A 14,514-nucleotide genomic window follows, 5' to 3' on the forward strand; every position below is an offset into this window, starting at 1 on the left:
ACATGACGGCGAACCTGTTTGAACCTGTTCAGCTGGGTGATCTGGCACTTGCCAACCGCATCGTCATGGCACCGATGACGCGCAGCCGTGCCGATGCCGATGACGCGCCCACTGCCTTGCACGTGGCGTACTACGCCCAGCGCGCCAGTGCTGGGCTGATCGTTGCCGAGGGCACCTACCCAAGCAAGCACGGCAAGGGATACTGCCGGACGCCCGGCATCGCCACGGCCTTGCAAATCAACGCATGGCGACAGGTCACCGATGCGGTGCACCGGCAGGGCGGCAAGATCGTGCTGCAGCTCATGCACGTTGGGCGCGTCGCCTCGCGCTACAACAAGGCACCGGACGCGCAAACCGTTGCGCCATCGGCCATCCGTGCGCGCGGCACGCTGTATTCGGATGCGCAAGGTATGGTCGAGATGGACATGCCTCGCGCACTGGGCAGCGAAGAGATCGCGGTTGTAATCGACGAATACCGCCAGGCCGCGGTGAACGCGATGGCAGCGGGGTTCGACGGCGTTGAACTGCACTGCAGCAGCGGCTATTTGCCGATGCAGTTCCTGCTGGCGTGTTCGAATCAGCGCACCGATGGCTATGGGCAGTCGTTGATGGGGCGCATCCGCTTTACCGTCGAGACGCTCGAAGCGATGGCCGCGGCAATCGGTGCCGCGCGGGTCGGGCTGCGTATCTGCCCCGGCAATCCTTACAACGATATGCGCGATGACGACCCCGCAGCCACGTACGGAGCGCTGCTCGATGCGGTATCGCCGCTGGGGCTGGCCTATCTGCATGTCAGCCGCTCACCCGATCCTGCCTTGGACGCCATGGCACTGGTCCGTCGCCATTTTTGCGGGCCGCTGATCGTCAATGACGGTTTTGACGGCCCGACCGCCGCGCAGGCCGTGGCTAGCGGAGCCGGCCATGCCGTGTCGTTTGCCCGCCATTTCATCGCCAATCCGGACTTGGTCTCGCGCTTGAGAGAAGGCGCGCCCCTGGCCGCATTCGACCGGTCGCTGCTCTATACGCCTGGCGCACACGGCTATTCAGACTACCCCTCGCTGCAGCCGTCGGAGCTCCAACTGCAGGCGGTCGCGGCGACCGGGAGTGCCTCCGCATGAGCAACGCACTAACAGGCGTGTCCACCATCCCCGACATGCTGGCCCGCTCTGCGCAGCGTTATGCGCAGGTGACGGCGATCGAGGAAGCGGGCAACAAACTCAGCTACGCAGACCTGTATCGCGCGTCGCAGACCGCAGCACGCGCGCTCATGGCGCTGGGGGTGCAGCGCGGAGACCGGGTCGCGATCTGGGCCCCCAATATTCACGAGTGGATCGTCGCGGCGCTGGGCATCCATTGCGCGGGCGCTGTGCTGGTGCCGATCAACACGCGGCTCAAGGGAGGCGAGGCGGCAGACATCCTGCGGCGCAGCGGGGCACGGGTGCTTTTCTGCGTTGGCGACTTTCTGGATATCCGGTATCCGCACATGCTCGACGGGCATGCGATTCCGCAGTTGGAACACCGGGTCATCTTGCGCGGGGCACGCGCGGGCGAAACGCGTTGGGAAGATTTCCTGGCGCAGGCAGATGGCACGTCTGAAGCGCAATGGAGGGCGCGTGCCGGCGCGATTACCGGCGACATGCCCTCCGACGTGCTGTTCACGTCGGGCACCACCGGTCAGCCGAAAGGGGGCATCACCGCGCACGCGCAGAACCTGCGTGCGTTTGCGCAATGGTCGGACATCGTCGGGCTGCGCGAGGGCGATCGGTATCTGATCGTCAACCCCTTCTTCCATGCGTTTGGCTACAAGGCCGGCTGGCTTGCCGCACTGATGCGCGGCGCAACCATCCTGCCGCATCTCGTGTTTGACGCCGAAGCCGTACTCCGCCGCATCGAGGTGGACCGGGTCAGCTTCTTGCCCGGATCGCCGACCCTGTACCTGAGTCTGCTCGCGCATCCACTGGTGGGCCGCTTCGATCTGTCTTCGCTGCGCGTGGCGGTGACGGGGGCGGCGAGCGTGGCGCCCGAACTGATCCGCCGCATGCAGCAGCAACTGGGCTTCCAGACAGTGCTCACCGCCTACGGGCTCACCGAATGCTGCGGGCTGGCGACGGTCTGTCACCCGGGTGACGACGTGGAAACCATCGCCACCACCTGCGGGCGCGCACTGCCCGGCACGGAACTGCGATGTATCGACGAGGCTGGCAACGACGTTGCCGCCGGCGCGGTGGGTGAAGTGCTGATCCGCGGCTACAACGTCATGCAGGGATACCTGGATGACGAGGGCGCAACACGCGACGCCATCGACAGCGAGGGCTGGCTGCACACCGGAGACGTCGGCTCCATTGATGAACGCGGCAACCTGCGCATCACCGGCCGGCTCAAGGACATGTACATCGTCGGCGGATTCAACTGCTATCCGGCGGAGGTGGAAAACCTCATCACGGAGCATCCTGCCATTGCCCAGGTGGCGGTGGTCGGCATGCCCGACGAACGGCAAGGTGAAGTCGGCCGGGCGTATGTCGTACTGCGCGAGGGTATGCGCCTGGGTGCGGGCGAATTGATTGACTGGTGCCGCGAGCGCATGGCCAACTACAAGGTGCCGCGCGTCGTCGATGTGGTGGACGCGCTGCCGCTCAATGCCTCGGGCAAGGTGATGAAGAACATGCTGCGGGATCTTTCCGGGAAGGTGCAACCATGAGCCGCCCTTGCGCCCGCATGCATGCCCAAGCCATCGGACGATGGCCAATGAAATCAAGACAAGGAGACCTCGTGTGACGACCCCTAACCCACGTTCGCAAGCGGATGATTTTTCCGTTGCGCTGCACACCCCCGCCAGCGCGGTGGTGGTCACTGGCGGTGCATCGGGTATTGGCGAGGCTTCGGCCGCCGCCCTGGCGGCGGTCGGCCGCCCCGTTGCCATCTGGGATATCCAGGAAGACAAGGCGCAGGCCGTTGCGGCGTCGCTGGCCGAGCGCTACGGCGTGCCTACCTTCGGGCTGGGCATCGACCTGCGCGAGGTGAGCGGCCTGGAGGCCGCGTTGGCAAGAACGCGTGCCGCCTTGCCCGCCCTTGGCGGCATGGTCCACGCCGCCGGTGTGGTCGATCAAAGCGGTGTCGACGGGCTGACGGAGGCCCGCTGGGACGCCGTGCTCAACGTCAACCTGCGCGCCATGGCCATGCTCGTGCAGGCGATGCTGCCGGACTTGCGGGCCAACGCGGGCTCGGCGGTCGTGGGCATCGCGTCGATCAATGCAACGCTGGGCAATGGGTTGATTCCTGCCTACACAGCTTCCAAGGGCGGGCTGCTGTCGCTCGTGCGCTCGCTGGCCGATGGTCTGGCCAACGATGGCATTCGTGTGAACTCGGTCTCGCCGGGGCAGATCCTCACGCCCATGGTGCAGCCTGTTGTGAGCAACTTGCCCAAGGGCACCTTCGAGCGGCGAATCATGCTCGGCCGCCTCGGCGACCCGGCCGAAGTCGGGCGGGTCGTCCGCTTCCTGCTCTCGGCCGAAGCCAGCTATATCAACGGCACCGAGATCGTCGTGGACGGCGGCAATATTCCGTCGCAGCGCTGAGGCAGGCGTCCCACCGGCGCGGCCAGCACATCCTGCCGGCCGCGCCGGATCGTCATCCCGTCCCGTTCGCGGACGAGGCCGATGGCCGGAGCAATGCCTGCGCCTCTGCGCTGCCGTCGAGCAGCCGATTGACGCGGCGCGCGATGCGCCAGCCAGGCACGTTCGCTGACCCATCCGGTGGTACCGCGCTGGGCTCGCGCACGAGCTCCCAGCGATTGGCCGAGACACGCCACACCGTGAAACCCTCGGCCGTATGCCGATACACGCGCGAGTACGAAAGTACCAACGCGCGGTCGCCATCGAGTTCAACGAGCGGCAATCCCATGACGTGCGCGCTGCCATCCCGAATCAATTGCTGGTGCACGTCATGCATGAATAGCGCCGCAATGGCCGCACGGCCTTGCGCTACCAGGTCCGGCCCCAAATCATAGATGCCGTCTTCGGTCCACAGCGCGGCCGCTTCGTGACTGCGCGCGGCATCGACGGCGCTGTCGACCAGCGGGCCATAGCTGGCAATCAACCGATGAATGGCGAGCTGGTCGCCCAGCGCGCGTACCTGCGCTTCGAGCGCCAGCAGGCGGGAGGTCGGGTCTGTGGCGTCCATGATCGCGTTTGTTGCGTGGTGCGCGCTGCGCGGCAGGCCACGGTGCGGCGCGCCGTCACTCGCGGGGAGTTCGGCAATTGCCGCACGTGGTTTGCGCAGCCGTCAGCGCGTTAGAGCATCAGAGCGGTCTTGGCGATGATGCCCAGCTGCACTTCCGCTGCACCGCCGAAGATCGTATAGGCGCGGCTGTTCAGGAACTCCGGCAGCAGGGTGCCAACCAGGGCGCTGTCGGCATGATCGGCGTAGGGCGTCACGCTGGCTTCGTCTCGCCAGCGCAGGCCTTCCAGGCCAAGCAGTTCCACGCCGAGTTCTGCCACCGCCTGCTTGAGCCGGCTGGCGCGCAGCTTGAGGATGGATGAGACCGGGCCCGGGCTCTGGCCGGGCGCCAGCCTGCCGAAGGTCTTGAGTTCCAGCATTTCGAAGGCATCGAGGTCGGCACAGACTTCGCCGAAGCGCGCTTCGAGATGGGGGTCCAGGCGCGCGCCGTCATCGCACGTGCTGCCGGCGCGAACCGCCGCCATCGCATCGCCCACGCGCTTGAGCTGGCTGCGCAGGCGAGGGCTGAAGATGCCGGCGCCGCGCTCGAACTCGAGCAGGTACTTGGCGCAGTTCCAGCCCGCGTTTTCGGCGCCGATGCGGTTGGCCTGCGGCACGCGTACGTTGTCGAAAAAGACCTCGTTGACGTCGTGATCGCCGCCGATGGTGTCGATCGGCCGCACCGTAATGCCAGGGCTGTTCATGTCGATCAGCAGGAAGCTGATGCCGTCCTGCTTCTTGCCTTCGGTGCTGGTGCGGACCAGCGCGAACATGCGGTTGGCGTGGTGCGCGTGGGTGGTCCAGAGCTTGGAGCCGTTGAGCACGTAGTCGTCGCCATCGGCCACGGCGCGCATCTTCAGCGATGCCAGGTCGGAGCCGGCGCCGGGTTCAGAGAAGCCCTGGCACCAGTAGTCTTCGCTCGACAGGATGCGGGGCAGGTGCTCCTGCTTCTGCGCCTCGGTGCCGAACTTGAGGATGACGGGGCCGACCAGGCGCACGCCCATCGGGTGCACGAGCGGCGCGCCTGCCAGTGCGCACTCCGTCTCGAAGATGAAGCGTTGCACCGGGCTCCAGCCGGTGCCGCCCCATTCCTTCGGCCAGAGCGGGACGAGCCAGCCGCGCCGCTGCAGGGCCTGCTGCCACGGGCCGGAGATTTCTGGCTCGGGGTACATGGAGCTCGTCAGGCGCTGGCCCAGACGCAACTCCGGTGTGAGGTGTTCGTTCAGGAAGGCTCGGACTTCGTCGCGGAAGGCGGCCAGATCGGGCGTGAGTTCGAGATTCATGGCAAGCCTTACGCGGTAACCAGGGAGTCAGAAGAGGCGGGTGCGTGATGATGGCCAGGCAAGAGCGTCTGGCTCTCGCGCCACGCATTGCTTTCCAGCAGGCGGCGGCCGAGCTCTGCGCTGTGCCAGGCGGTGGCGCCCCCGTGTTGCTGGAACGCAGTCAGCCTGCGGAACAGGCCGGCCACCGGCGTCTCTTCGGAAACGCCCATGGCGCCGTGCAATTGCACCGATTCCTGTGCGACATAGCGTGCCGCACGGCCCACCTTGGATTTCGCCATGGAGGCTGCGGCCAGCACATCCGCGGTACCACCGTTCACACGCAGCGCCGCCAGTTCGGTGGCGGCCAGCGCTTCTTCACAGCACACGGCCATTTCCGCCAGGCGGTGTTGTACGACCTGGAACTTGGCGATGGCTTGGCCAAACTGCTCACGCTGGGTCGTGTAAGACACGGTTTGCTCCAGCGCGGCCTGCATGGCGCCGCAGGCTTCCCAGCACAGGGCAATCAGGCCTTCGGCCAGAACCCGGTGGAGGACGGGCGTGGCGTCGTCGGCGGTACCGAGCCGCGCGTCGTTGCTCACACGCACGCCTTCAAGGTAGACGTCGGCAGCCGCGCCGCCGTCTGCGGTCCGGCAGGCGTGCATGCTGAGGCCAACGCTTTGTGGCGAGACCAGGAACACCGCGTGCGCAGCCGTATCGGGCAGCCTGGCGGAGACCAGCAGCGCATCGGCGCCATCCGCGCCCGCTGCCAGCGCCTTCACGCCGGTCAGGCGCCAGCCGTCTCCGTCACGCACGGCGCAGGTCTGTCGTGGTGCCCAGGGTGTGTGGCGGTGCGGTTCGTCGTGGGCCAGGGCGATGCGCTGCTCGCCGGCCATCACGGCGGCCAGCCATGGCTCACGCTGGTCAGCGGTACCCAGCTCAGCCAGCAGGCGCGCGGCCAATAGCACGCAGCCGTAGTACGGCGCGTTGACCTGATGGCGGCCGAATGCGCGCATCAGCACGCCGGTGTCCACCGCGCCGCCGGCAAAGCCGCCATCGGCTTCCGGCAGCGGCAATGCGAGCCAGCCCATGTCGGCAAAGTGTTGCCAGAGTTCCGGCGCGGCCATGGGGGCTTGCGCGTCGTATTCCTTCGCCAGGAAGGCGAGGGCGCTGCTCTCCAGAAGCTGCTGCTCTTCGGTCAGGGAAAAATGCATGGTCTCTTCCTTGTCTGCCTGCGCGCCCGGGTGGTGTCGGCCGCAGGCGGGATATGCGCGATCGGCAAGATCGGCGGGATCATTCCGTGGGGGCCGCGGGCTGCCTCGTCCCGTCTGGCGGCAGGAACTCAACCGTTTCGAGGTCGAAGCCGGTGATGTTGCGGTAGGCCACCGGGTGGCTCAGCAGGCGCAGCTTGCGTGCGCCGACATCGCGCAGGATCTGCGCACCCACGCCAAGTGCCCGTTGTGCAAAGGCCGGGGGTGACGGCGGGGCTGAAGTCCCGAGCCGCGCGAGCTGGGCCAGCACATGCCCGGAGGTTTCGCGTTCGGCCAGCAGTACGACCACGCCGCGGCCTTCCGCGCCAATGCGTGCCAGTGAACGGCTCAGGTTCCAACTGGGAGGCTGGCTGTTGGCGGTGGCGTCTGCCATGTTGCCGCCGCCCAGGATCACATCACGCAGCACCTCCACGACCTGCACGCGGGTCAGCACCGGCTCGTCCGGGTCGATCTCTCCCATCACCAGGGCCAGGTGCACCGCATCGAGCGGTTCGTCGTAGTACGCGTGCAGCGCAAACCGCCCGTGGGGCGTCACCAGCTCGCTGGTGGTCGTGCGCCGCAAGGTGCGTTCGGCCAGCAGGCGGTGGTGGATCAACTCGCTGATGGCGGCGACGCGCAGCCCGTGCTGCCGTGCAAACGCGATCAGGTGCTGGCCGCGCAGCAGCTCGCCGGCATCGTCGAGCAGCATGGCATAGGCACCAGCGGCCTCGCGTCCAGCCAGCTTGGGCAGATCGGAGCAGGCCTCGGCAAAGCCGGCTCGCCTGAGCACGCCATCCGGCTGGGCCACCACCGGGAAAACGTGGCCTGGCTGCACCAAGTCTTCCGCTCGGCAATGGCGCGCCGATGCCACGCGCGTGGTCAGGGCACGATCCGCAGCGGAGATGCCCGTGCTGACGCCTTCGACGGCTTCGATCGAGACGGTATAGGCCTCGCGCTCGCGGCTGCCGGTGGCCATCCAGGGCAGCTTGAGCGCCTTGCGTTTGTCTTCGGTGATGGCCAGGCACACCAGCCCGCGTGCCTGCGCCGCCATGAAGTTGATATCGGCTTCCGACACGTGGTCGGCAGCCACCAGAACGCAGCCGGTTGCTTCATCGCTGTCTTCTTCGATCACGACCACGCGTTGCCCGCCACCGAGCGCGTGCAGTACCTCTGCGATGGGATCGGACTTCATACACATGCCTGATGCGCCGCAAACGCGTCGCGCAAGGCGGCAGCCGCGGTATTGACGGCGGCTTCCGCGCCATCGAGCAGCCCGAGCATGCTCATGAAGCCATGAATCTGCCCGGGCCAGCGGCGCACCGTTACCGGCACGCCGGCCTGCTGCAGGCGCTGGCCATAGCGCTCGCCCTGATCGCGCAGCGGGTCGTATTCCGCCGTGATGATGGTGGCGGGGGCAACACCGGCCAGGTCGGGGTTGCGCAGCGGGCTCGCACGCACGTCACTGGCGTGTTGCGCATCACTGAGGTAATGCCGGCTGTACCAGCGCAGCATGTCGAGGGTGAGGAAGTTGTCTTGGGCAAACGTCTGCACGCTGCCGGATTCATCGGCGCAGTCCAGGTACGGATAGAGCAGCAACTGATGGCACAGCGCGACCGTGCCCCGCAACTGCTGGGCAGCCACGGCTGCCAGGTTGGCGCCTGCGCTATCACCGGCAACGGCCAAGGCGCCGCTGCGTGCACCCAGTTCTTCAGCATGGGTGGCGGCCCAGCGCACGGCGGCGCACGCGTCGTCGGCGGCGGCGGGAAACGGCGCCTCCGGGGCCAGGCGGTAGGCCACGGAAAGCACGATCGTGCCGGCGCGCTGTGCAAGCGAGCGGCAGAGGTTGTGGTGGGTTTCGATGCCGCAGGTGACAAAGCCGCCGCCGTGGAAGAACACCGTCAGCGGCCACGGGCCATCGCCGTGCGGAACATACAGATGCGCAGGCAGCGGACCGGCCGCACCGGGCATGGTCAGCGCGCGTTCTTGCGCCATGGCATCGCCGGGCGCGAATGGCGGCATCTGCGCCAGCATGGCGCGGTAGACCTCCGGCGACAGCGTGTCGAAATCGGGTTGCGGCATATGCGCCATGTTGTCGAGCAGCGCGCGGACTTGCGGATCGTGCGACATCTTCGGTTCCTGATGAAGGTGTGGGGCGCAAACAAGCCGTCGCTCATGGCGCGGCTGGTCTGCCTGTGGACGGTGGAAGTCAGACGGCGAAGCTCGGTGCTTCGCCTTGCACGATGCGCTCGACGCGTGCCTTTGCGGCGGCCCGCGCTTCGTCGTGCGGCATGATCCAGAAGTCCCCCGCGGCAACGCCCGCGAGGATGTGTTGCGCCATCTCGTCGGCAGTCATCCCCTGTGCGATGCCGGTGCGCAGGGCGTGATTCATGTGGCTCACGCTGCCTGGCGCCTCGGTCGACAAGTTCTGTGCAATGCCAGTGGCTACCGGGCCGGGGCAGACCACCGACACCTTGAGCGGCAGGCCCGACGCCTGCACTTCCATCGCCAGCCCTTCGGTCAGGGCAACGACGCCCTGCTTGGAAATCGTGTACGGCGCCAGCCACGGACCGACTGCGAGCCCCGCCATCGAGGCGACGTTGACGATGTGGCCATGGCCTTGCGCGCTCATGCGCGGAACGAAGGCACGCAGCGCATGGATGACGCTCCACAGGTTGACGTTGAGCACACGTTCGTACACCCGCGTCTCCAGATCCCAGCACGGGCCGGTCGCCAGCACGCCAGCGTTGTTCACCAGCAGATCGACGTGGCCGAGGGTTTCGAAGCTGAAGGCGCAGAGTTGTTCGATCTGCGACGCATCCGCCACATCGGTGCGCAGGCATGCCACGGGGTGGCCGTAGCCCGCAGCTTCCGCTTGGACGCGCTCAAGTGCGGCAGCGTCCACGTCGGCCAGTACCAGGGCCCGACCCTGTTTGGCGAGGGCGAGTGCGAGCGCGCGCCCGATGCCGCCTGCCGCGCCGGTAATGACCGCTGTCGGAAGGGCTGCGTTGGCTTGGCTGGGTGGCATATGGGTCTCCTTTGTGATGTGCCGAGCATGAAGTGGCGCCGGATTGCATGACCGGCGCGCATGGCTTCTTTCTATCGGCGGACCCCATGCGAGACATCGTCCGTTTGAACGAGGTGCATGCTGCTGCGCTGGACCACATTAGGGGCCAGGCCCCTGCAGAACGCGCGCGCGTTCCGCAGTTGAAAAGCGCGGGTATTGGAGTGAGGAGGATTCGGGCAAACCACTAGCCTTCCCGTGCTGCCCTGCACAAGCACGACTTCTATAATGGCTCCAAAAAAATTGGGGAAGCGTGTCGCAAAAATAAAGAACGCCCTGCCACGTAGCACGGCGCAAATCTTGGAGACTACAAATATGTTGATGGAGGCCACCCACACCGATGGGCGGAGCGTCCGCGCCCAGTCGACGCCGCTGTCATTGACGGAGTTCGGCACACTGCTGGGGTCGATCTATCAAGGGGCAATGGACCCGGTGCCATGGGCCCGTGCGCTTGAGCTGATCCGCACGTATCTGTGCGCGAACTATGTATCGCTGATCCTGCGCCCGCCCGGGGCCGATCGGCTCTCGCTGGCGGTGCATGCCTCGCCTGAAGGCTATTCCACGCTGGAAGGGGACGCGATCTACAACAGCTACTACTACGCGCTCGATCCGTTTGTCGGATTGCCCACGGACCGGCTGATCACGGTGGACGAGCACATCGGCGTCAACCAGTGGTGCAACAGCGACTTCTATCAGCAGTTCGCCAAGCCGTCTGATGTGCGCTTCATTCTGGGTGCCGATATCACGACCGACGACGGCGCGGAATGCCGCTTGCGCATCTGCCGCGGACATGACGGCCCCGACTTCAGCGCCGAAGACAAGCTGTTCTGCAGCATGATCGTGCCGCATCTGCGGCGCGCGGTGGACTTGCATTCGCGCATGGACGTGGTGGAAACGGAGCGCACGCTCTACGCCTCGGCCATCGATCGGATGCTGGTCGGCATGGCCATCCTCGACCAGAACGGCGCCATCATCCGCACCAACTCGGCGGCCGATGAGATCCTGGCCGAGAAAGACGGCATCAGCCTCGTCAAGGGTGCGCTTGAAGTGAACTACGCGCAGGAGAACCGGCGCTTCCAGCGCGTGTTGCGCGAGGCCGTCTCCGGCTACTGCAGTTCAGCGCTGCCGGTGGTGGAGGCGATGTCGATCACGCGGCCTTCGGGCAAGGCGCGCTTTGGCGTGCTGATCCGCTCGATTCCGCTGGGCGAGTGGTCGGAAGACAGCAAGAGCCGGCCGGCCTGCGTGATTTTCATTCGCGATCCGGAGCGCAAGTCGCAAGCCTCGCAGGAGGTCGTGCGCAAGCTGTTCGATTTCACGCCGGCCGAAACGCAGCTTGCGCTGCAGCTGGCTGACGGCCTCACGCTTGAAGAGGCGGCCGATGAACTCTGCATTGCCAAGAACACGGCGCGTGCCCATTTGCGGGCCATCTTTGCCAAGACCGGCGTGACGCGGCAAGCGACGCTGGTGCGCATGCTGCTGAGCAGCGTGGTGTCGCTGGGCTAGCGTCCTTTCTTTTTTTTGCCGTTCCAGACGGCCACAGGCATGACGTGCCTGTGGCCTTTTATTTTGCGCGCCTACTTGTTGTCCAACTTGGCGCTGACCACCAGCGGAAAACCCTGTGGTGTGGTCACCACCGCGCGCCACTCGTGTGGCCCCTTGGCCAGCGGTTCTGCCAATTGCGCACCTTGCGCCAGCAGACGCTCCAGCGCCTCTCGGATGTCCTCACCAGGCGCTACCGCAAAGGCCGGCGCCGGCTGCGCATGTAGCCGTTCTTCGCCCGCTACGAGACCAATCGTCAGCGGACCGGCGTCCAGCGCGCAATAGCGCTCACCGTCTCTGAACTTCACGCTCAGCCCAAGGCCTTGCTCAAAGAACGGCAACGCGGCCGAGATGCTGTCAACCGGGTACAGCAGAAGCTTGCACTGCATTTGAGTCTTCCTCACAGATAAGGCGCACGGGCGCCGCAATGACGAGGCACACGTGCCTGCCCGGCATGCCGCGTGCAGCAAGGCTCTGGCGATGGCACGTATGCAAAGGCGGTACGCCGTGCATGGCTTGCTGCGCTTTGGCGCACCACGGCACATGTTATGGATCGCGCGCCGCTTCGCATAATCCAATCAGACGATGTTGCGAGCCTGTCTCCCGAACACACTGCTTGCATGCAGGCCCATGTCACTGCACCGCCGGCATCGCCAGAGGCGACGCGCCGGACGACGGCCTGGCTGAACAAATCCATCGGAGACACAGCAATGCGTTTTTCACTGATCTATGAAGCACAAACCGTTGACGCATCGCGCGCCGGTGATCACAAGGTATTCGACGAAATCATGGAGCAGGTCGAGCTTGCGGAGGCGCAAGGCTTCGACGTGATCTGGGCTGTGGAGCACACTGCCCTGACCAACTACGCGCACATGAGCGCGCCCGAGACCTTCCTGTCGTTCGTGGCGGGTCGCACGCGCCGCATTGGCATTGGCCACGGCGTGGTCTGCCTGCCGCCGGCCATGAACCACCCCGTCAAGGTGGCCGAGCGCATTGCCACGCTCGACATCCTCTCCGGCGGCCGTGTGCACTTTGGCGTGGGCAAGGGCGGCACGCAGCAGGAGGCCGGCACCTTCGGCTACGACCTGAATACGCTGCACCCGATGATCGACGAGTCGATGTACCTGATTCCGAAGATCCTCACGCAGGATGAGATCGAGCACGACGGCGAGTTCATCAAGATCCCGCGCCGCCCGATTCATCCGAAGCCGCGCCAGGACCCGCACCCGCTGATGTACCTCGCGTGTACCAACGCCGACACGCTGCAGCGCGCGGGCGCACGCGGCATGGGCGCGCTGGTGCTCGGCTTCGGTGGCCCGGAAGACGTGGCCAAGAAGAACGCCATCTACCGCGATGCCTGGAATGCGCGCAAGCCGGAAGACCAGGTGGGTTTCCGTCCGCATCAGCATCTGGCCGCACTGTGCCCGACCATCGTGCTGGAAGACGGCCTGGCCGCCCGCAAGATCGGTATCAAGGGGCAGCGTTACTTCATGGAGTCGCTGGCCTACTGGTATTCGGGCGGCGCTCGTCCGGACCCGGATTCGTGGGACATCGAGCATGGTCTGGCAGAAGACGCGCAAGGCAAGACCGTCATCAAGACGAGCTTCGCTTCCGAGAAGGTGTCGGTCGACTTCAGCGACCCGAGCATGATGATGCTCAACCCCAACCACGCCTACGGCACGGTCGAGGACTGCATCAACTACGTGCAGCGCCTGATCGACGCCGGCGCCGATGAAATCCTCTTCATCTGCCAGATGGGCACGGTGCCGCAATGGGCGCAGCTGGAAACCATCCGCAATATCGGTGAGCACGTGATCCCGCATTTCCGCGCGAAAGGCCACGCGCTGCGCGTCGCCTGAGGCGGCTGCCCGCTGCCGGTTTGCCTAGTCCCGTCAGACGATGGCAGCCGGCGGCGGCAGTGCGAGCATCAACTCACGATAAGACATGCCGACGCAGGCATCAGCAAGAGGAGACAAGCGGTGCACCGAGACTTCGATTCCCAGGCTCTGGCAGCAGAACTGATCGGGCGCGCTCACGCCCTGGCGCCGACCCTGGCGCAACGTGCCGAGCAAGCCGAACAGGGCGCGCGTGTGCCCGAGCAAACCGTGGCCGACATGCAGGCCGCGGGCTTCTTCAAGGTGCTGCAGCCGCGCCGCTATGGCGGCTACGAGCTGGAGCCGCAGACCTTCTTCGACATCCAGATGGCGCTGGCCAAGGGCTGCATGTCCACTGCCTGGGTCTACGGGGTGATCGGGGTCCACAACTGGCAGCTCGCGCTGTTTGACGAGCGCGCCCAGCAGGAAGTCTGGGGCGACGATCCCACGACGCTGATCGCGTCTTCCTACATGCCGGTGGCCAAGGTCACGACGGTCGAAGGCGGGTTTCGCGTGTCCGGGCATTGGAAATTTTCGAGCGGCAGCGAGCTGTGCGAGTGGATCTTCCTCGGTGGGCTGGTGCCGCCGTCGGCGCCGGGCAACCCGCCGGAGTACCGCACGTTCCTGCTGCCGCGCGCCGACTACACCATCAACCGCAACTGGGATGTGATGGGCCTGCGCGGCACCGGCAGCCACGACATCGTGGTGGACGACGTGTTCGTGCCCGAGTACCGCACGCACCGCGCCACCGATGGCGCCATGGGCACGAGCCCGGGGCTGGCCTTGAACGATTCGCCGCTGTACCGCCTGCCGTTCGCGCAGATTTTCGTGCGTGCCGTCTGCACCGCGTGCATCGGTGCGCTGGAGGGCGGTCTGGAAGACTTCCGCGACTACGCCAGCGGCCGCGTGAGCGCCAACAGCGGCGGCAAGACGGCCGATGACGGCGGTGCGCAGCTGGCCTACGCCGATGCCACCGTGGGCATCGACGAGATGCGCCTCATCCTGCAGCGCAATTTCAATGAACTGATGGACGCCGCACGCACCGGAAAGCAGGTCGAACTGGAGCGTCGGCTGCATTTCCGCTACCAGTCGTCGCAGGTGGCAGAGCGTTGCGCCCGGCTGGCCAACGGCCTGCTGCGCTACTCGGGCGGCAACGGCATCTACAACAGCAACCCGCTGGTCCGCCGCTTCCTGGATCTGCACGCCGCACGTGCGCACTATGCGAACAACGTCGACCGCTTCGGCCAGAACTTTGGCGGCGTGATGATGGGGCGCACCAACACCGACTTCTTCATCTGAGGCGGCCAGGAGCGAAG

General features: G+C 66.0%; 13 protein-coding genes. 6 read left to right on the plus strand and 7 right to left on the minus strand.

Annotated features, from left to right (window positions below):
- The first annotated feature begins 2 nt into the window (after positions 1-2).
- The 3 genes from NG900_RS03925 (at position 3) to NG900_RS03935 (ending at position 3,575) form a co-directional block, all read left to right on the plus strand.
- Positions 3-1,118: an alkene reductase gene (locus NG900_RS03925; protein ID WP_252676962.1), complete on the plus strand. Its 1,116-nt coding sequence runs from the start codon at positions 3-5 to the stop codon at positions 1,116-1,118.
- Positions 1,115-2,698, plus strand: coding sequence for a FadD3 family acyl-CoA ligase (locus NG900_RS03930; protein ID WP_252676963.1), 1,584 nt, complete (start codon positions 1,115-1,117; stop codon positions 2,696-2,698). Before NG900_RS03925 ends, NG900_RS03930 begins: the two co-directional genes overlap by 4 nt.
- Before the next feature lie 73 nt (positions 2,699-2,771).
- Complete coding sequence (locus NG900_RS03935) at positions 2,772-3,575, plus strand: SDR family NAD(P)-dependent oxidoreductase (protein ID WP_252676964.1); 804 nt, start codon at positions 2,772-2,774, stop codon at positions 3,573-3,575.
- Positions 3,576-3,627: 52 nt separating this feature from the next.
- Here NG900_RS03935 and NG900_RS03940 read toward each other — a convergent pair whose 3' ends face one another.
- The 6 genes from NG900_RS03940 to NG900_RS03965 form a co-directional block, all read right to left on the minus strand.
- On the minus strand, positions 3,628-4,179 hold the full coding sequence (locus tag NG900_RS03940) for a nuclear transport factor 2 family protein (protein WP_252676965.1): 552 nt from the start codon (positions 4,177-4,179) through the stop codon (positions 3,628-3,630).
- 110 nt (positions 4,180-4,289) lie between these two features.
- A complete protein-coding gene (locus tag NG900_RS03945; protein WP_252676966.1) occupies positions 4,290-5,498 on the minus strand; it encodes an acyl-CoA dehydrogenase family protein in 1,209 nt (402 codons plus the stop codon).
- 8 nt (positions 5,499-5,506) lie between these two features.
- Complete coding sequence (locus tag NG900_RS03950; RefSeq protein WP_252676967.1) at positions 5,507-6,688, minus strand: acyl-CoA dehydrogenase family protein; 1,182 nt, start codon at positions 6,686-6,688, stop codon at positions 5,507-5,509.
- Between the two features lie 79 nt (positions 6,689-6,767).
- Complete coding sequence (locus tag NG900_RS03955) at positions 6,768-7,916, minus strand: 3,4-dihydroxy-2-butanone-4-phosphate synthase (protein ID WP_252676968.1); 1,149 nt, start codon at positions 7,914-7,916, stop codon at positions 6,768-6,770.
- Entirely contained in the window at positions 7,913-8,851 is a 939-nt protein-coding gene (locus NG900_RS03960; protein WP_252676969.1) for an alpha/beta hydrolase, read from the minus strand. Before NG900_RS03960 ends, NG900_RS03955 begins: the two co-directional genes overlap by 4 nt.
- 79 nt (positions 8,852-8,930) lie before the next feature.
- Positions 8,931-9,749, minus strand: coding sequence for an SDR family NAD(P)-dependent oxidoreductase (locus NG900_RS03965; protein WP_252676970.1), 819 nt, complete (start codon positions 9,747-9,749; stop codon positions 8,931-8,933).
- 351 nt (positions 9,750-10,100) lie between these two features.
- Between NG900_RS03965 and NG900_RS03970 the strand changes: the two genes are divergently transcribed.
- On the plus strand, positions 10,101-11,288 hold the full coding sequence (locus NG900_RS03970) for a helix-turn-helix transcriptional regulator (RefSeq protein ID WP_252676971.1): 1,188 nt from the start codon (positions 10,101-10,103) through the stop codon (positions 11,286-11,288).
- Between the two features lie 71 nt (positions 11,289-11,359).
- Here the strand turns inward: NG900_RS03970 and NG900_RS03975 are convergent, their stop codons facing one another.
- Positions 11,360-11,713, minus strand: coding sequence for a VOC family protein (locus NG900_RS03975; protein WP_252676972.1), 354 nt, complete (start codon positions 11,711-11,713; stop codon positions 11,360-11,362).
- A gap of 321 nt (positions 11,714-12,034) precedes the next feature.
- Between NG900_RS03975 and NG900_RS03980 the strand changes: the two genes are divergently transcribed.
- Positions 12,035-13,183 carry an LLM class flavin-dependent oxidoreductase gene (locus tag NG900_RS03980; RefSeq protein WP_252676974.1) on the plus strand — a complete coding sequence of 383 codons (1,149 nt, stop codon included), beginning with the start codon at positions 12,035-12,037 and terminating at the stop codon, positions 13,181-13,183.
- A 120-nt stretch (positions 13,184-13,303) separates the two neighbouring features.
- The gene (locus tag NG900_RS03985) at positions 13,304-14,497 is read left to right on the plus strand and encodes a flavin-dependent monooxygenase (RefSeq protein ID WP_252676976.1); all 1,194 of its coding nucleotides are present in this window, start codon (positions 13,304-13,306) and stop codon (positions 14,495-14,497) included.
- The last annotated feature ends 17 nt before the right edge of the window (positions 14,498-14,514 follow it).

It is taken from the genome of Ralstonia soli (assembly GCF_023955655.1).
Lineage (GTDB): Bacteria > Pseudomonadota > Gammaproteobacteria > Burkholderiales > Burkholderiaceae > Ralstonia > Ralstonia soli.

What these genes read in the sequence shown, in the direction of transcription:
- NG900_RS03925 (WP_252676962.1), top strand. Translation starts at nt 3, where the DNA reads ATGACGGCGAACCTGTTTGAACCTGTTCAGCTGGGTGATCTGGCACTT.
- NG900_RS03930 (WP_252676963.1), top strand. Translation starts at nt 1,115, where the DNA reads ATGAGCAACGCACTAACAGGCGTGTCCACCATCCCCGACATGCTGGCC.
- NG900_RS03940 (WP_252676965.1), bottom strand. Translation starts at nt 4,179, where the DNA reads ATGGACGCCACAGACCCGACCTCCCGCCTGCTGGCGCTCGAAGCGCAG.
- NG900_RS03945 (WP_252676966.1), bottom strand. Translation starts at nt 5,498, where the DNA reads ATGAATCTCGAACTCACGCCCGATCTGGCCGCCTTCCGCGACGAAGTC.
- NG900_RS03950 (WP_252676967.1), bottom strand. Translation starts at nt 6,688, where the DNA reads ATGCATTTTTCCCTGACCGAAGAGCAGCAGCTTCTGGAGAGCAGCGCC.
- NG900_RS03955 (WP_252676968.1), bottom strand. Translation starts at nt 7,916, where the DNA reads ATGAAGTCCGATCCCATCGCAGAGGTACTGCACGCGCTCGGTGGCGGG.
- NG900_RS03960 (WP_252676969.1), bottom strand. Translation starts at nt 8,851, where the DNA reads ATGTCGCACGATCCGCAAGTCCGCGCGCTGCTCGACAACATGGCGCAT.
- NG900_RS03965 (WP_252676970.1), bottom strand. Translation starts at nt 9,749, where the DNA reads ATGCCACCCAGCCAAGCCAACGCAGCCCTTCCGACAGCGGTCATTACC.
- NG900_RS03970 (WP_252676971.1), top strand. Translation starts at nt 10,101, where the DNA reads ATGTTGATGGAGGCCACCCACACCGATGGGCGGAGCGTCCGCGCCCAG.
- NG900_RS03975 (WP_252676972.1), bottom strand. Translation starts at nt 11,713, where the DNA reads ATGCAGTGCAAGCTTCTGCTGTACCCGGTTGACAGCATCTCGGCCGCG.
- NG900_RS03980 (WP_252676974.1), top strand. Translation starts at nt 12,035, where the DNA reads ATGCGTTTTTCACTGATCTATGAAGCACAAACCGTTGACGCATCGCGC.